A 16,134-nucleotide genomic window follows, 5' to 3' on the forward strand; every position below is an offset into this window, starting at 1 on the left:
TAATGAGAGAATGGATCGATGTAATCCGGGTTCGATGGCAGCAGAGACCGAGAGTCGATGGCGCGGGAGCCGTGTCCGAAATCGTCTCGGACGTCCGATCCGCTGAGCAGCGGCGGGAAACGGCGACGCTCGCTCGCAGCGTCGCGGGACACTATACACGTAGTGTCCCACCTGCGTCGGAATTACGTGTATAACGACCAAGCGGATACCCGCCGCTCGCGTTAGTCCGACCAAGATGACTGGAACCACCTTAGATTACCACAGCGATTCGATTAGTCTCCGCGTCGTCGAGGCGCTCGCGACTGCGACCGACACCGCCGCACACGAACTCGAGCCCCTGTACGACGTCGTCGATCCCGAAGCGCTCGATCAACTCTTCCAGCCCGGTTCCCCCGGCGGGATCCGCGTCGAGTTCGAGTACGACGATTCGCTGGTCGAAGTTCGAAACGACGGCACCATCAGCGTGGACGGAACCGTCCACGTCAGCGGGTGACCGCCGGCGGTTCGAGCCGATCCGAGAAGAGCAATCGACTCGAGTCCGAGACGGCGACCGACGGACGAACGCAACGCAACCCGGCAATCAGCGGGCGGATCCGGCCCCAGACCAACTGAATCCCCGACCAAAACCCGATCGAAGCTGAAACTACCAGTGAGACCCACCGCTGCAGTCCCTGTGCCGACCGTTCGAACGCAGCCGTCACAGCTCCGTCTCCTCGTCGTCGGGCAGGGCTGTGACGACATCGACCGCGCGTTCGACGACGCCACAACAGAGACCACCGTCGAGTCGGTTCCGACGCTCGAGGACGCACGGACCAGGTTCGACGACATCGACTGCCTCATTGTGCAGCCGACGACGGTGGCGGACGACGGAAGCGGAGACCGCGAGAGAAGGACAGACGTGATTGATCGCCTCGAGACGATCAGAAGCAACGCGCCCGAACTGCCGGTCGTCGTCCTCGTCAACGAGCAAACGTCCGATCTCGTGCGAACGGTCCGGTCGTACGACTGGACCGACGTCCTCGAGCGGGACGACGCGTTCGCGCGACTCGCCCACCGCGTCCTCGATTTGCTCGAGCGCCACCGGCTGGCCGTGCTCTCGCGGCGATCGCTGGCGAGTCTCGAGTTCACCGGCGACGCGATCGCGATCGTCGATTCCGACGGCGACGTCCAGTTCGCGAGTCGCTCCTTCGCGATACAGTTCGGCACCGATCGCGACGACCTCACCGGAACCCCGTGGCGAGCGCTGTTCACCGACGCGACCGTCGCCCACCTCGAGTCGGGGGCGCTTCCAGCCGTCGCGGAGGGCTGGCGGTGGGCCGGGAGCTGTACCGGCCGACGACAAACGGGGGCGACGTTCGCGGCTCGGATTCGGCTCGGCGGGCTCGAGGACGGCAGTCTGGTGTTTGCAGTCGACGAATCTGCGGAGAGCGACGAGCCTGCGGAGTGAGGTCTCCGAGACTCGAATACGAACGAGGGCGTCAGTACTCGCTCAGCTGCGCTGAAAAAGCGGCGCGGACCTATGTTCCGTGGTCCCAGCTTCCCATGTAGTCGCGCTGGGTATCGGTCAGCGAATCGAAGTCGACGCCCTCGGCCGTGAGTTTGATCTCGGCGATTTCCTTGTCGAGCTCGTCGGGGACGTCGTGGACGCCGGCGTCGTACTCGTCGCTGTTCTCGAGCATCTCGCGCACGCAGACGGCCTGGACGCCGAAGGACTGGTCCATGACCTCAACGGGGTGGCCCAGCGAGACGGGCGCGGCGAGGTTGACGAGTCGGCCCTCGGCGATGACGTTCAGTTTCCGGCCGTCGTCCATCTCGTACGCTTCGACGCCGTCGCGGGCCTCGTGGCGGTCGACCGCGAGGTCATCGAGCGCCTCGAGGTCGATCTCGATATCGAAGTGGCCCGCGTTGGCGAGCAGGACGCCGTCTTGCATCGCCTCGAAGTGCTCTTCGACGATGACGTCTCGGTTGCCGGTCGTCGTCAGGAAGACGTCGCCGACTTCGGCGGCCTCGGCCATCGGCATGACATCGTAGCCCTCCATGTGAGCCTCGAGCGCGCGGCGTGGCTCGACTTCGGTGACGATGACGTTCGCGTTCTGGCCCGAGGCCTTCTTCGCGACACCCTTCCCGCAGTAGCCGTAGCCCGCGACGACGACGTTCTTGCCGGCCCACGAGAGGTTCGTGGTCATGGCGATCGACGCCAGCGAGGACTCGCCGGTGCCGTGAACGTTGTCGAAGAGGCGCTTCATCGGCGTGTCGTTGACCGCGAAGACGGGGTACTCGAGCGCGCCGTCCGCGTCCATCGCGCGCAGGCGGTGGACACCCGTCGTCGTCTCCTCCGCGCCGCCGACGATGCCGTCGATCAGTTCGGGATAGTCCTCGTGGATCGCGGCGACGAGGTCCATCCCGTCGTCGACCGTAACGGTGGGCTCGTGGGCGATGACGGCCTCGATCGCGGCGTAGTACTCCTCGTCGTCGACGCCGCGTTTGGCGTAGCTGGTGATGTTCTCGTGCGTGTCGAGCGCCGCCGAAACGTCGTCGTGGGTCGAGAGCGGATTGCAGCCGGTGACGGCGACTTCGGCCCCGCCCTCCGCGAGCGTCTCGACGAGGATCGCCGTCTTGGCTTCGACGTGCATCGCCATCCCGATACGCTCGCCCGCGAAGGGCTGGTTCGCGACGAACTCCTCGCGAACGTGCTCGCAGATCGGCATGTGTTGGGCGGCCCAGTCCATCTTCCGGCGTCCCTCCTCGCGAGCGGACTCGAGATCGTCGAGTTGCTCACTGATCGGGGGATACTCGGTGTCGGTCATGGGTCGACTGAGTGGGACCGTGGCCAAAACGGTACCGAACCACTCCGACAGTCAGTTTCGTGCCGTAGCTTGGTCTCGACAACAAGAGATGTCTCTCCTGGTTCGGAACGAATCGGCGAGAGTGGTGGGTGATCCGCAGTCGCTACGTGCCTGCTCGATCGGGGCAACTGCCTCGAGGGCGAGTGCCGCGATCAGGTTCCGACACCGGCGACGGTTCACTGCATCTCAGTGCCGTCGTCCGGCATCGGTCGGTCAGTCCGATTGAACCGGACTATGCTTCGGCATCGGCTTCGTCGTCAACGTCGCCGCTATCGTTATTTCGGTCCGCCCGCGTGACTCGGCGGGCCGTCGCCCTTCTTGTCGTTGCTCTCGTTGTCACTGTTGTCGCCGTCAGCGTCATTCGGTCCGCCCGCGTGACTCGGCGGACCTCGTTTGTCGCCGGTCTTGTTGTCGTCATCATCGTCGTCGTCAGCCGGCGGGCCCGCGTGGCTCGGCGGACCGGCGTGGTCCGGCGCGTTGCCCGGGTTGTTCGCGACGACGAAGCTCGCGACCGAGAGGCCGATCGACTCGTTGGACTCGTTTTGCTGATTCTCGACGTACCGAGAGACGAGTGAACCGAAGTTCGTCGCGGACTCGTCGTCCGTCTCGTTGCCATCGTCATCGTCGGCGTCCGCGGTCAGCGTCACCGTGGTCGTCGCCGTCTGGTTGTCAGCCGTCGCAGTGATCGCGAGAGTGACGTTCTCGACGGGGTCGGGAAGCACGACTTCGCCGGCTTCGTCGGTCGTGTGCGTTCCGGTCCCGTTGTAGGACGCGTTCTCATCAGTCGCCGCGACGTCGACGGTCGCGTTCGCGACCGCAGTGCCGTTCGACGTGACTCCGACGACGACGTCGTCACCGTCGTCGACAGTCACCGCGAGGTCGCCGTCGGTCTCGGCTGCGACCGTCCCTACCGATGCGAACGCGGACGTAACCATAACGGCAACCAGTGCCATCGTGAGTAGTCTGTTCTTCATCCGTCCGTGACTTTCAGTCTTTATTAGATAAACCCGGACGGCAGTTCTCGTCGTTCTCCGATTCCGAAAGCAGTTGTAAAATCGTTTCGAGCGTTTATCAGCCGCTGTGAGAGTTTAATTCTGAGGGCGAGTCCGCGTCGGTCCGAACGGCTACTCGTCGACGCGAGCCGACAGCGACTCGGCCGCCTCGAGCGCTCGCTCTCGAACCGCCGCTTCCTCGAGCGTCAGCACCTCGCGGTCGCGCATGAGCACCCGGCCGTCACAGACGGTGTGACGGACGTCGGCCGCCGCGGCCGCGTACGCGAGGTGGCTCACCATGTCGTGTGGTGGCGTCAGATGCGGTTTTTCGAGGTCGATCACCGCGAAATCGGCCGGCGCACCCTCCTCGAGTCGGCCGGAGTCGAGGCCGATCGCGTTGGCGTTCCCGCGAGTCATCGCGTCGACGACCGCTTCGGCGGGCACCGCGCTGGCGTCGTCGGCGGCGAGTTTGCCCAGCATGGCCGCGTCGCGGGCCTCGTCGAGCATCGAGAGGTCGTTGTTCGAGGCCGCGCCGTCCGTGCCGAGTCCGACGGTGACGCCGGCCTCGAGCATCCGCTGGACGGGAGCCATCCCGCTCGCCAGTTTCATGTTCGAGGCCGGACAGTGGATCACGCCGGTGCCGGCCTCGGCGAGCAGTTCGATCTCCCGGTCGTCGACGTGGACGGCGTGCGCGACGAAGTCCTCGGGCTCGAGGAGTCCGTGCTCGGCGGCGTACTCGAGCGGGCGCTGGCCGTGTTCCTCGACGATCGGCGCGACCTCGTCCGTGGTCTCGTTGGCGTGGTAGTGGATCGGCACGCCCGCGTTCCGCGCTTCGGGGACGAACTCCTCGAGGTACTCGCTCCCGACGGTCGTCAGCGAGTGGGGCATGAAGGCCGTCGAAATCCGCCCGTCGGCCGCGCCGTCGTACTCGCGGGCGATCTCGAGACTCGTTCGCGCGTCGTCGCGCGCGGCCTCGCCGTCCTTGCCGACGGTGACGATTCCGTGACCGAGGCGGGCCCGGAGCCCTGCGTCCTCGACCGCGGCAGCGACCTCGGGGACGTGGAAGTACATGTCCGCGAAGGCGGTGGTTCCGGATTTGATCAGCTCGAGCAGGCCGAGTTCGGAACCGACGCGAACGTCGTCGGGCGTCAGCTCTCCCTCGGCGGGCCAGATGTCCTCCTGGAGCCACGCCTCGAGGGGCTTGTCGTCGGCGTACCCCCGCAGAAGCGACATGGCGACGTGGCAGTGGCCGTTGACGAATCCCGGCGTCACGAGCGAGTCCGCGGCGTCGAGCGTTTCGTCGGCGTCGCCCGCGAGATCGGGACCGACCTCGAGGATCTCGCCGCGTTCCTGATCGACCAGTACGTCGGCAGTCGCCACCGTCAGATCGGGACGGAGAACCTGCCCGTCGATAATCGCAAGCGTCGTCATTGGTGCAGGATTCTCGTCGGGCGGCCTTAGCCTGTCGATGGCCGGCCGCGAGACGAGCCGCGGGCTTTATGGGTTATTTCGGAAATGTAAGACTATGAACGAACGAACCCGGCGCGAGCACGACCGCTCCGACGGCGGCTATCCACCGCGCGCCGCGCTCGCGGACGCGTGGGACGAGCACAGCCGCTACGTCGGCTTCGCCACCGGCCTGTTCGCGTTCGGGATCCTCGTCGGCATCGCGCTGATGGTCGCCGGCTACAACCTGCTCGAGATCATCGAAGAGTTGGTCGGGGAGCCGCTCTTCCCGGATATCGGCGGGCAGAGCAGAACCGAACTAGCGCGCTTCCTGCTCGTGAACAACACGCGGGCGTTCCTGCTATCGATCCTCGGCGTGCTTACGCTCGGCCTCCTGACCGTCTGGGCGATGGTGTTTAACGGAATTATCGTCGGGAATCTCGGCGCGGTCGTCGCCAGCAACGTCGGAATCGGCTACATCCTCGTCGGCCTGCTTCCGCACGGGGTCTTCGAACTCCCCGCGCTCTTCATCGCCGCTGGCGTCGGCTTTCGACTGCTGTACCGGGTCGGCCAGCGGCTTCGCGGGTCGCGAAACGCGATCCTCACGAGACGCTACCTCTACCGGACCGGTCTCCTCGTCCTCGTCGGCTGGCTGTTACTCGTCGTCGCCGCCATTATCGAGGCCTTCGTCACTCCCGCATTGCTCGAGGCGCTGTTCGCTGCCTGACTCGAGGGATGGGAGCAACAGTCTCACTGGATCGGTATCGAACCACTCTTCACCCAGTTTTGGAGCGTCTGAACGGTTGTGAACGGATCGAATCGTCGACTCCCTTTTACCGGATGGCTGACTGTCACTGCGTATGAACAGACAAGCGGTCCAACTGATACTCGTTGCAGCCCTCGTCGCCATCGCCGGCTGTGCCGGTGGGATGGGCGGGGATCTGGGGAACGATTCACCGACCGACGACTCGTCCACGACGGACTCGAGCGACGGCGGGATGGGGACGGCCGCGTTCTACGTCAGCGACGACCCGAGCGTGATCGACGATTTCCGACACCTCAACGTGACGATTACGAAGGTCGGGTTCAAGAGAACCGGCAATCTGAGTGACGGCGACTCGAACGAGACCGACAGTAGCGGGAACGAAACTGACGGGGACGACGAGAACGAGTCCGGCGATGGCAGCGAACCGGTGAACGAAACAGACACAGAAGCAGACAAGGACACCGAGGCGGACGACGGCGCGTCCGATGAACACTGGGTCGAGTACGATGTCGACAATCAGACGGTCGACCTCACCGAACTAAAAGGGGCAAACGCGTCCCTGGTCGACGAGTTCGAGCTTCCGGCCGGTGACTACGAGAAGGTCTTCATCTACGTCAGCGACACCGAGGGTATCCTGACCGACGGGAGCGAGACGAAGGTGAAACTGCCGAGTAACAAGCTCCATATCAACTCGAAGTTCACCGTCGGCGACGGCGATCGGGTCGACTTCGTCTACGACATCGCACCCCACAAGGCCGGGAAGAGCGGGAAGTACATCCTCAAGCCGGTGATCAGTCAGAGCGGCACCGGTGACGATATCGAAATTCGCGACGTCGACAGGGACAAAGACGACGGCGAGCAGAAGAACGGGAACGACGACAAACGACACGGCGACGGCGAGAACCGAGCGAAAGGAAAGTAGCCGGCCGACCGAGGCGGTCGATCTCGTTTTCGAAACGGCACGAGAGGTGATTCGAGCGTTCTCGCTCGAGTGATCCACCGATCACCGCGAAACCCGGCTCCGTCCGATCAACGGCGAAGCCGCCCGAACAGCTCGTAGTCGTGATCCGGCGTGTATCGACGGAAGAGCAGGCTGTTCGAGAGGACCGACACCGAGGACAGCGCCATCGCGCCGGCCGCGAGCACGGGCTGGAGCAGGCCGAGCGAGGCCAACGGGATCATCGCCGTGTTGTAGCCCAGTGCCCAGACGAGGTTCTGCTTGATCTTCGCCAGCGTGGCCTCCGAGATGCGGATCACCTTCACCACGTCGAGCGGGTCGTCGCGCATCAGCGTCACATCCGCGGCCTCGATGGCCACGTCCGTCCCCGAACCGATCGCCGTGCCGACGTATGCGACCGCGAGCGCTGGCGCGTCGTTGACGCCGTCACCGACCATCATCGCCTTGCGACCCGTCGACTGGATTTCCTCGAGCGCGTCGGCCTTGTCCTCGGGGAGGACTCCCGCGCGAACGTTGTCGGGGTCGATCCCGACGCGCTCGGCGACGGCGCGGGCCGTTCGCTCGTTGTCGCCGGTGATCATCATGACATCGAGACCGCGCTCCTGCAGCGCGGCGACCGCCTCGGCCGAGCTCTCCTTGACGGTGTCGGCGTCCGCGACGACGCCGACGGCCTCGCCGTCGACCGTGACCAGCATCGCGGTCTTGCCCTCGCGCTCGAGGCGCTCCATCGCCGATTCGGCGAGCGACGGATCGACGTCGTTGGCCTCGAGCAGCCGCCGGTTGCCGACCAGCACCTCGCGGTCGTCGACGGTCGCCCGGACGCCCTGTCCCGGAACGTTCTCGAACGAGTCGGGATCGGATAGCTCGAGGCCGCGCTCCTCGGCCCCCTCGACGATGGCCTGCGCGAGCGGGTGTTCGCTGTCGCGCTCGGCGCTGGCGGCGAGTCGGAGCACCGCGTCCTGATCGAGTCTCGTTCGAGCAGCCACCGCTCCTCCATCGGCCGCGGCGTCGCCACCGTCGGCGGCCGCTCGGTTGCCCTCGTCCTCGAGCGCGACCACGTCGGTCAGCGTCATCTCGCCGGTCGTCAGGGTTCCGGTCTTGTCGAAGACGACGGTGTCGACGTCCTTCGCGCGCTCGAGGATATCGCCGCCCTTGAACAGGACGCCGTTTTTCGCGCCGAGCGTGGAGCCGACCATCGTCGCCGCGGGGGTCGCCAGCCCGAGCGCGCAGGGACAAGCGATCAGCACCGAGGAGGCGAAGACGACGATTGCGAACTCGAACGCCGAGAGCGCGGCCGGGCCGCCGCCGACCAGTCCCCAGAGCGGCAGCGCGCTCACGACGCTGGAGAGGGTCTCGGGGAAGAGGAACCAGACGAGCCCCCAGAACGTCGCGTTGATGATGACCGCGGGGACGAAGTACGCCGAGATGCGATCGGCGAGGTTCTGGATTTCGGGCTGTCGCGACTGTGCCTCTTTGACAGTCTGGACGATCCCCTGCAAAGCCGTGTCCTCGCCGACTTTCGTTGCTTCGACGGTCAGCACCCCGTTCTCGTTGATCGTCGAACCGATCACCTCGTCGCCCGACTCCTTCTCGACGGGGATCGACTCGCCGGTCACCATCGACTCGTCGACTGCGGACTGGCCGTCGACGACGACGCCGTCGGTTGGCACCTTCTCGCCCGGTCGGACTTTCATTCGGTCGCCGACCTCAACGTCCTCGAGCGGCACTTCCTCCTCGTTGCCCTCGTCGTCGACCAGCGTGGCCGTCTCGGCCTCCATCTCGAGGAGTTTCCGCAGGGCGTCGCCGGCCTGGCCCTTCGAGCGGGCCTCGAGGTAGTTGCCCAGCGTGATAAACACGAGGATCAACGCGGCGGTGTCGAAGTACATGCTACCGGCCAGCAGGCCGAGCAGGACGACGAGGCTGTAGACGTACGCCGTCGACGAGCCCAGCGCGATCAGCACGTCCATGTTGGCGCGCCGATTCTTCACGAGCGCGTTGTAGGAGTTGACGTAGAACGGGCGGCCCAGGACGAGCTGGACCGGCGTCGCGAGCAGGAACTCCACCCAGCCAAAGTCGATGCCGAAGACGGTTTCCGGCACGAGCGTCCCGCCGAGCAGGAACTTGTCGGCGAGGAAGAGCAGGAACGGGGCCGAGAGAACGGCACCGAAGATCGTCAGCCGGCGCTGTTTCCGCAGCTCCGCCTGCCGAGCCGCGTCGCGGCGCTTCTGGTCCGATTCGTCACCCGCCTCGTCGCGGACGGGCGTGTAGCCGGCCGTCTCGATCGCGTCGTAGAGGGCCGCGAGCGAGACGTCGTCCGGATTGTACTCGACAGTCGTCTCGTCGGTCGCGTAGTTGACGTCCGCGTCGATGACGCCGGGAACGTCCTCGAGCGCCGACTCGTTCGTCTCGGCGCAGTTCGCACAGGACATGTCCGTGATCCCGATCGACCGACTCGCGCGCTCGGCGCTGTAGCCGGCCGCCTCGATCGCCTCGTAGATTTCGGCGAGCGATACTACTTCGGAGTCGTACTCGACGGTCCCGTCGTCGGTCGCGTAGTTGGCGTTCGCCACGCTCACGCCGTCGAGGGACTCCAGGGCATCGCCGATCGTCTGCGAACAGTTCGCACAGCTCATGCCCCGGATGTCCAAGTGTGCGGTCCGGGTACTCATTGAGAACTAGTAGGGGACCCGACCTTACCCCCTTTACTGGTTACAATCCGAAGTTCGACGCGCCCGTTTCTTTGCGATCGAAAGTCAGATCCCCTCCTCGAGCCGGTCGTATCGCCCTTCGAACCGGCTCGAGCAGGAGGGACAGCAGAAGTGGTACACCTCGCCGTCGATGCGGGTCGACTCGCCCTCGCTGTCGACGGTGTTACCGCACTCCGCGCAGGTGAGCGCGAACGCCGTCCCCTCGAGCGAGGGCGTCCACTCGGCGTCGTCGATCAGCGTCACCGCGTAGTCGACCCCGTCGGCATCGGGGAGGAGTCCGTCGAGCCACTCGCGGACCCGCCGGACTTGAGCGCGAGCGTAGAACCAGAGCTCGCCGTCGGCGGTGACGAACACGTACTCGACGGCGTCTGCGTCCGCGATTGTCGATTTGCAGTCGTCGACGTCGGCCGCGGGAACGGTCGCCTGTACGAACACCGGGATTCCGGCTCTGAGTTGTGACTGATCCACGTCGACGGTGAAGCGCTCGATGACGCCTGCCTCCTCGAGTCGCTCGACGCGGTCCGAGACGGCCGGCCCGGAGAGGTCCACCGCCGCGGCGATTTCGCTGTACGGCCGGCGCGCGTCTTCGCCCAGTAGCCGCAGGATCTCCATATCGGTCTCGTCGAGGTCGCGCATACCACACTATTTGATCGGGATGGCAAAGAGAATGGCGACTGGTACTTTGGAATCCGAAGTATATATCGCCGCTACGCTCACGTCGAAAGTAGCAACGCACAAAGAGCGGCCACTCATATGGTCTCGTATGAGTCAGACCATTACCGTCGAAGGAATGTCCTGTGAACACTGCGAGCAAACCGTCGAAGACGCGCTCGAGGGCGTACAGGGCGTGAATTCCGTGGACGTCGACCGCGAGGCAGAGCGGGCGACGGTCGAGGGTGATGCGGAAACCGCCGATCTCGTCGAAGCGGTCGACGAGGCGGGATACGAGGCCAGCGCGTAACTGCGCGAGCCGACTGCAGCGCTACTGACGCCGCTCTTCTAATCGCGTTCCGTCTCGAGGACAGTAGTCGTATCCGCGATTCCGCGCCCGGAACCCGCAGGAGGGGCACGCTCGAACCGGTTCCCCGGACGCGTCTCGGCTCGAGCCGCGGAACAGAAACGGGACGAACGGAATGAGCAGGAAGAACACGAACGTGTTGAAGCGCCACCAGAGGACGGCACTCACGAGCAGGCTGACCAGCAGCCCCACCACTGCCGTCGCGGTCCGTGAACTGGGCATACGGGATGGGACGTTTCCGACGACGAAAAGGAACGGGAGAGTCGAGCACCGGATTCGTGACCAACGGGTTCGTACCGATCGATGAATTCGCGAGTCAGTCCGCCGGCCGCGGCTCCCGCGGCGCGGAGACGCCCGGCAGGCTCGGCACGGAGAGATCGACGCGCCGGAGGAACTGCGCGTTGATCGCGACGATCACCGTGCTGAGCGACATGAGCAGCGCGCCGACGGCCGGCGAGAGGAGGATACCGATCGGCGCGAGGATCCCGGCCGCCAACGGGAGCGCGAACACGTTGTAGCCCGCGGCCCAGACGAGGTTCTGTTGCATCTTCCGGTAGCTCGCGCGGCTCAGTTTCACGAGCCGAACCACGTCCATCGGGTTGTTCTTGACGAGGATGATGTCCGCCGACTGGACCGCGACGTCCGTCCCGCTCCCGATCGCGATCCCGATGTCGGCCCGGGTGAGCGCCGGCGCGTCGTTGACGCCGTCGCCGACCATCGCGACCGATTTTCCCTGCGCCTGGAGTTCCGTGATCTTCTCGTCCTTGTCCTCGGGCAGCACCTCGGCGAACACCGTGTCGATGCCGAGATCGTCCGCGACCGCTCGAGCCACGTCCTCGGAATCACCGGTCAGCATCGCCACCTCGAGGCCGAGTTCGTGAAGCGCGTCGACGACCCGGTAGCTCTCCTCGCGGACGACGTCCGCGAGCGCGAACGCGGCGACTGGGTCCCCCTCTCGGATGAGGTAAACCACCGTCTGCGCGTTCTCACCTGCTCGATCGGCGAATCGCTCGAGGTCCGTAGGCATGCCGCCCTCGAGTTCCGAAAGGAGATTCGGGCCGCCGACGTGGACCCGTTCGCCGTCTCGCGGCTCGTCGCCGCGAGACAGTCCGGCGGCGCGGAGCGCCGCCCCGTCGACGGTCGCGCGAACGCCCTTGCCTTTCAGCGCCTCGAAGTCCGTGGCAGTTCCCCGCTCGAGGCCGCGCTCGTCGGCCGCTTCGCGGATCGCTCGGGCGATCATGTGTTCGGAGTCGCCCTCGACGGTGGCCGCCAGCGCGAGCGCCTCGTCCTCGGAGACGCCGTCGACGGTCGCGATATCGACCACGCCCTGTTCGCCCTCGGTGAGCGTCCCGGTCTTGTCGAAGACGACCGTATCGAGGGTTCGGGCCCGCTCCATGGCGATGCGGTCCCGGACGAGCATCCCGTTGCGCGCGGCCAGCGAGGTGTTGATCGCTACGACGAGCGGAATGGCCAGTCCGAGCGCGTGCGGACAGGCGATGACGAGGACGGTGACGACGCGTTCGATCACCGCCGAGTCGAATCCCGTCGCAATCGTCCACGCGGCGGCCGTGACGGCGGCCGCGCCGAGGGCGACGTAGAACAGCCAGCCCGCGGCGCGATCCGCCAGCGCCTGCGTTTTCGATTCGCTCGACTGGGCCTCCTCGACCAGGCGCATGATGCCGGCGAGCGTCGTCTCCTCGCCCGTCGCGCTGATCCGCACCCGGAGGCTGCCGTCGCCGTTTACCGTCCCGCCGATCACCTCGTCTGTGGGTTCCTTCGAGACCGGCGTCGATTCGCCGGTGATCATCGATTCGTTGACCTCGGACTCGCCCTCCTCGACGACGCCGTCCGCGGGAACGCTCGCGCCGGGCCGAACGAGCACGAGATCCCCTTCCTCGAGTTCGCTCGCCGGAATCTCCTCGGTATCGCCGGACTCCGTGATCCGTTCCGCGGTGTCCGGCATGAGTTTCGCCAGTTCGTCCAGCGCGCTCGAGGCCCGCCGGACCGAGCGCATCTCGATCCAGTGGCCCAGCAGCATGATGTCGATGAGCGTGACGAGTTCCCAGAAGAAGGCCGACTCGGTCGGCACGACGACGCTCGCGAGGCTGTAGACGAACGCGACGGTGATCGCCATCGAGATGAGCGTCATCATCCCCGGCGCGCGCTCTCGCAGTTCCGGGGCGGCCATCCGGAGGAACGGAACGCCGCCGTAGGCGAAGACGATCACCGCGAAGACGGGGGTGAGCCACTCGCTGCCGGGGAACGCCGGCATCGAGAAGCCGAGCCACCCCTGAAGCGTCTCGCTGTAGAGGAGGACGGGGATCGAGAGCAGCGTCGAGACGAAAAACCGCCGCCGGAACATCGTTTCGTGGCCGGCGTGCATGCCGCCATCGCCGTGGCCGCCGTGGTCGCCGTGGTCGTGACCGCCACCGCCGCGATCGTCGCCAGCCTCGTGGCGGTCGTGCTCTTGCCGATCCCGGATCTCGTCTCTCCCCCGTTCGGCGTCGTCGGCCTCGTCCTCGAGCATCGACCGCTCAACCTGGTCCGACCGCTCGCCGTCGCCTCGAGCGGTATCGGCCGGCTCCGGATCGTCCCCGGTTCGGCGGTCGTGGTCGTCCATCGGTCGGTTCTCGACCGGCTGCTATGCGGTCGCGCACCAAGGAAGTGGGGCTGGCCACTCCCGGGAGAAAGGGTCGTGAGGTGGCCGTCGGTCGGATGAAAAGACAATTCCCGTCCCGCCGCCAAGACGCCAGCATATGCGAATCGCCGTTCCCAACAAGGGCCGCCTGCACGAGCCGACGATCGACCTCCTAGAGCGGGCGGGGCTCCACCTCGAGAACGGAGCGGACCGAAAACTCTACGCGGACACCGTCGACCCCGACGTGACGGTGCTGTTCGCCCGCGCTGCGGACATTCCGGAGTACGTCTCCGACGGCGCGGCCGATCTCGGCATTACGGGCTTCGATCAGGTGCAAGAAGCGCGCGTGGACAACGTCTCGGAGCTACTGGATCTCGAGTTCGGGCGCTGTCGACTCGTCCTCGCGGCTCCCGAGGACGGCGATATCGATAGCGTCGAGGATCTGGCCGGCAAGACGGTAGCCACCGAGTTCCCGAACATCACCGAGGACTTCTTCGCCGACACCGGCGTCGAGCCGGATATCGTCGAAGTGTCGGGCGCGACGGAACTCACGCCCCACGTCGAGATGGCCGACGCAATCGTCGACATCACGAGCACCGGGACGACGCTGAAGATGAATCGACTCGCCGTCGTCGACGAGGTGCTCTCGAGTTCGGTCCGGCTGTTCGGTCGCGACGACGTGCTCGACGAGCCCAAGATCGGCGAGGTCAGGACCGCCCTCTCCTCGGTGAAGCAGGCCGAGGGGAAGCGCTACCTGATGATGAACGTCCCACGGGATCGACTCGAGGACGTCCGCGACGTCATCCCGGGGCTGGGCGGGCCGACGATCATGGACATCGCCGACGAAGACGACGGCGAGTCGACCGTCGCCGTTCACGCCGTCGTCGACGAGCGAAACGTCTTCGAGACGATTACGGAGGTCAAAAGCGCCGGCGCGAGCGATATTTTGGTGACCGAGATCGAGCGACTGGTCGAGTAATCCGGTCGGGGCTCGAGCGACCGGTCGAGGCTCGAGCAGTCGGTCGGTTCGGTCGGATACCCGGACTTGAGCGCCCGATCGATCCGAGTCCGACTACTCGAGTCGGGCGGCGATCGGTCGCTCGAGCGAGTCGAACTCGAGAAGTGCGTCAAACGCGGCGCAGTTCGCCGCCGGACCGACGAGGCTTCGCACCCGATCGTAGCGCACGATATCGTGTTCCTCAAGCAGCGGGAGGTGGGTTTCGCGCAGCGACGTGTAGATCCGCTGGCGCAGTTGATGAATCGTCGTTCCGACCGTCGGGTCGTGTTCGGCGTCGGCGAGCCGGCCGACCAGCGTTCGGAGCGGAATCGGATCGTCGGTCGCGAGCACGCAGCGAAGGACCTCGCGGCGGCGGTCGCTGTCTACTATCCGGGAGACTACCTCGCGCGGGAGTGGGCGACGACCGAGCGCACCGTTGCTGCCAGGCTGAAACCGATCTGCAGTGGTTGGCGTCGAATCAGGGTGGATCGTCATGGGCACGAGAAAGTCAGCGACGGCGCTCCGGATAAACGCGAGCAGTCGTTTCGGCGAGTGTGCCTCGATTCAGGCCAGTCGGACCCGCTACAGTCGGAATAAACGATTAATAATCCAGTGAAAGCGACGACCATTCGGAGACCAGCGACGGAACTCGTGACGATTCGGAATCGACGCGAGTTCCCGAACGCGAGTAAAATAGTATTATCGACCGGTGATCGACGGAATCGTTCTGCAGCGTATGGATTCGGAACGATGTCGCGCAGACGGTTCCCGATGACACGTCTGTGAACGGACAGGCACTGATGGCGACGACACCGGCTCGAGCAACCCGACTCGGACGGTGTTACTCGAGCAGGCCGAGGTCCTCGAGCCGGGAGACGATCTTGTCGACCGCGTGTTCGGCGTCGACGGGCTTCTTGCCGCCGGTGATGACGAGTTTCCCGGAGCCAAAGAGCAGGGCGACGACCTCGGGCTCGTCGAGCCGGTAGACGAGGCCGGGGAACTGCTCGGGTTCGTACTCGATGTTCTCGAGGCCCAGCCCGATGGCGATCGCGTTCAGGTTGAGGTTCCGGCCTAAATCGGCCGAGGTGACGATGTTCTGGACGATGATCTCGGGGTCTTCGTTGACCTGAATCTGGAGTTCACGAAGCTTGTCGAAAACGATTCGCAGGCTCTCGTGGACGTCGTCGGTGCTCTTCGCGCCGGTACAGACGATCTTTCCCGAGCGGAAGATCAGGGCGGCGGATTTGGGATTCTGGGTTCGGTAGACGAGACCGGGGAACTGTTCGGGGTCGTAGTCGGCCCCCTCGAGGTCCATCGCGACACTCTGGAGGTCGAGTTCCTGCCCGATGCCGGTCGACGCCACCACGTTTTCGATATTGATGGTGTCCTTCGGATCCGTCATTAGTCGCTTAAAAAGACGTATTTAAGGTTTATAAAGGTTGGTACCGCCACCTGATATGTCCGGTACATAGGACCGAAACCGATCCGAAACCGTCGCCGGGTTATGGTTGCTTACACGACCAGTATATCGCTCCGTACTGACGAACCACGTGCGGTGGCGCGTGCTGTGCCGCGGTGAGTGATATACGAACCGCGGCACGAAGTCGTGCGAGGGATGAGCGAACGCAGTGAGCGAATCGGCTGGGGAGGGTGTGGTCTCCCCTAGTTGCCACGATAGCAGGGCGCTCTTCTTCGGATCCCCCACTCGAGCCACGTAATCGATCTCGCAAAAACGGCACCCTCATACTCGAGGCGCGGTGACAGT

15 protein-coding genes are annotated in these 16,134 nt (G+C 65.3%); 6 read left to right on the top strand and 9 right to left on the bottom strand.

Translation table 11 applies throughout. From position 1 onward, the window contains the following. Positions 1-235 precede the first annotated feature (235 nt). Together ddfA and HYG81_RS28800 are read left to right on the top strand one after the other, a co-directional pair. Positions 236-493 (top strand): DdfA family disk-determining factor, encoded by a 258-nt coding sequence (ddfA, locus tag HYG81_RS28795; RefSeq protein ID WP_180839542.1) that lies wholly within the window; start codon positions 236-238, stop codon positions 491-493. A gap of 180 nt (positions 494-673) precedes the next feature. After that, a complete protein-coding gene (locus HYG81_RS28800) occupies positions 674-1,447 on the top strand; it encodes a PAS domain-containing protein (RefSeq protein ID WP_226375932.1) in 774 nt (257 codons plus the stop codon). Positions 1,448-1,517: 70 nt separating this feature from the next. Here HYG81_RS28800 and HYG81_RS28805 read toward each other — a convergent pair whose 3' ends face one another. The 3 genes from HYG81_RS28805 to HYG81_RS28815 form a co-directional block, all read right to left on the bottom strand. After that, positions 1,518-2,807, bottom strand: coding sequence for an adenosylhomocysteinase (locus HYG81_RS28805; RefSeq protein ID WP_180839544.1), 1,290 nt, complete (start codon positions 2,805-2,807; stop codon positions 1,518-1,520). A gap of 314 nt (positions 2,808-3,121) precedes the next feature. Next, positions 3,122-3,820: a hypothetical protein gene (locus tag HYG81_RS28810; protein WP_180839545.1), complete on the bottom strand. Its 699-nt coding sequence runs from the start codon at positions 3,818-3,820 to the stop codon at positions 3,122-3,124. A gap of 150 nt (positions 3,821-3,970) precedes the next feature. After that, a complete protein-coding gene (locus HYG81_RS28815) occupies positions 3,971-5,269 on the bottom strand; it encodes an amidohydrolase (RefSeq protein ID WP_180839546.1) in 1,299 nt (432 codons plus the stop codon). A 94-nt stretch (positions 5,270-5,363) separates the two neighbouring features. Here HYG81_RS28815 and HYG81_RS28820 point away from each other — a divergent pair, with 94 nt between their 5' ends. Next, entirely contained in the window at positions 5,364-6,011 is a 648-nt protein-coding gene (locus tag HYG81_RS28820) for a stage II sporulation protein M (RefSeq protein WP_180839547.1), read from the top strand. A gap of 133 nt (positions 6,012-6,144) precedes the next feature. Then, positions 6,145-6,972 (top strand): DUF4382 domain-containing protein, encoded by an 828-nt coding sequence (locus HYG81_RS28825; protein ID WP_180839548.1) that lies wholly within the window; start codon positions 6,145-6,147, stop codon positions 6,970-6,972. 107 nt (positions 6,973-7,079) lie between these two features. Here the strand turns inward: HYG81_RS28825 and HYG81_RS28830 are convergent, their stop codons facing one another. Both HYG81_RS28830 and HYG81_RS28835 read right to left on the bottom strand, forming a co-directional pair. Next, the gene (locus HYG81_RS28830) at positions 7,080-9,677 is read right to left on the bottom strand and encodes a heavy metal translocating P-type ATPase (RefSeq protein WP_180839549.1); all 2,598 of its coding nucleotides are present in this window, start codon (positions 9,675-9,677) and stop codon (positions 7,080-7,082) included. 84 nt (positions 9,678-9,761) lie between these two features. Further along, the gene (locus tag HYG81_RS28835; protein WP_180839550.1) at positions 9,762-10,352 is read right to left on the bottom strand and encodes an AsnC family transcriptional regulator; all 591 of its coding nucleotides are present in this window, start codon (positions 10,350-10,352) and stop codon (positions 9,762-9,764) included. Between the two features lie 127 nt (positions 10,353-10,479). Here HYG81_RS28835 and HYG81_RS28840 point away from each other — a divergent pair, with 127 nt between their 5' ends. Continuing rightward, entirely contained in the window at positions 10,480-10,677 is a 198-nt protein-coding gene (locus HYG81_RS28840; RefSeq protein ID WP_180839551.1) for a CopZ family metallochaperone, read from the top strand. Between the two features lie 21 nt (positions 10,678-10,698). Here the strand turns inward: HYG81_RS28840 and HYG81_RS28845 are convergent, their stop codons facing one another. Next, positions 10,699-10,956, bottom strand: coding sequence for a hypothetical protein (locus HYG81_RS28845; RefSeq protein ID WP_180839552.1), 258 nt, complete (start codon positions 10,954-10,956; stop codon positions 10,699-10,701). Positions 10,957-11,050: 94 nt separating this feature from the next. Continuing rightward, a complete protein-coding gene (locus HYG81_RS28850; RefSeq protein WP_180839553.1) occupies positions 11,051-13,354 on the bottom strand; it encodes a heavy metal translocating P-type ATPase in 2,304 nt (767 codons plus the stop codon). A gap of 136 nt (positions 13,355-13,490) precedes the next feature. Here HYG81_RS28850 and hisG point away from each other — a divergent pair, with 136 nt between their 5' ends. Next, positions 13,491-14,351: an ATP phosphoribosyltransferase gene (gene hisG, locus HYG81_RS28855; RefSeq protein ID WP_180839554.1), complete on the top strand. Its 861-nt coding sequence runs from the start codon at positions 13,491-13,493 to the stop codon at positions 14,349-14,351. Positions 14,352-14,444: 93 nt separating this feature from the next. Here the strand turns inward: hisG and HYG81_RS28860 are convergent, their stop codons facing one another. Then, entirely contained in the window at positions 14,445-14,864 is a 420-nt protein-coding gene (locus tag HYG81_RS28860) for a DUF7344 domain-containing protein (protein WP_180839555.1), read from the bottom strand. 346 nt (positions 14,865-15,210) lie between these two features. After that, positions 15,211-15,771: a TATA-box-binding protein gene (locus HYG81_RS28865; protein ID WP_180839556.1), complete on the bottom strand. Its 561-nt coding sequence runs from the start codon at positions 15,769-15,771 to the stop codon at positions 15,211-15,213. Positions 15,772-16,134 lie beyond the last annotated feature (363 nt).

Source organism: Natrinema zhouii (assembly GCF_013456555.2).
GTDB lineage: Archaea > Halobacteriota > Halobacteria > Halobacteriales > Natrialbaceae > Natrinema > Natrinema zhouii.

What these genes read in the sequence shown, in the direction of transcription:
- HYG81_RS28810 (WP_180839545.1), bottom strand. Translation starts at nt 3,820, where the DNA reads ATGAAGAACAGACTACTCACGATGGCACTGGTTGCCGTTATGGTTACG.
- HYG81_RS28825 (WP_180839548.1), top strand. Translation starts at nt 6,145, where the DNA reads ATGAACAGACAAGCGGTCCAACTGATACTCGTTGCAGCCCTCGTCGCC.
- HYG81_RS28815 (WP_180839546.1), bottom strand. Translation starts at nt 5,269, where the DNA reads ATGACGACGCTTGCGATTATCGACGGGCAGGTTCTCCGTCCCGATCTG.
- HYG81_RS28850 (WP_180839553.1), bottom strand. Translation starts at nt 13,354, where the DNA reads ATGGACGACCACGACCGCCGAACCGGGGACGATCCGGAGCCGGCCGAT.
- HYG81_RS28820 (WP_180839547.1), top strand. Translation starts at nt 5,364, where the DNA reads ATGAACGAACGAACCCGGCGCGAGCACGACCGCTCCGACGGCGGCTAT.
- HYG81_RS28865 (WP_180839556.1), bottom strand. Translation starts at nt 15,771, where the DNA reads ATGACGGATCCGAAGGACACCATCAATATCGAAAACGTGGTGGCGTCG.
- HYG81_RS28805 (WP_180839544.1), bottom strand. Translation starts at nt 2,807, where the DNA reads ATGACCGACACCGAGTATCCCCCGATCAGTGAGCAACTCGACGATCTC.
- HYG81_RS28845 (WP_180839552.1), bottom strand. Translation starts at nt 10,956, where the DNA reads ATGCCCAGTTCACGGACCGCGACGGCAGTGGTGGGGCTGCTGGTCAGC.
- HYG81_RS28830 (WP_180839549.1), bottom strand. Translation starts at nt 9,677, where the DNA reads ATGAGTACCCGGACCGCACACTTGGACATCCGGGGCATGAGCTGTGCG.
- ddfA (WP_180839542.1), top strand. Translation starts at nt 236, where the DNA reads ATGACTGGAACCACCTTAGATTACCACAGCGATTCGATTAGTCTCCGC.
- HYG81_RS28840 (WP_180839551.1), top strand. Translation starts at nt 10,480, where the DNA reads ATGAGTCAGACCATTACCGTCGAAGGAATGTCCTGTGAACACTGCGAG.
- HYG81_RS28860 (WP_180839555.1), bottom strand. Translation starts at nt 14,864, where the DNA reads ATGACGATCCACCCTGATTCGACGCCAACCACTGCAGATCGGTTTCAG.
- HYG81_RS28835 (WP_180839550.1), bottom strand. Translation starts at nt 10,352, where the DNA reads ATGCGCGACCTCGACGAGACCGATATGGAGATCCTGCGGCTACTGGGC.
- hisG (WP_180839554.1), top strand. Translation starts at nt 13,491, where the DNA reads ATGCGAATCGCCGTTCCCAACAAGGGCCGCCTGCACGAGCCGACGATC.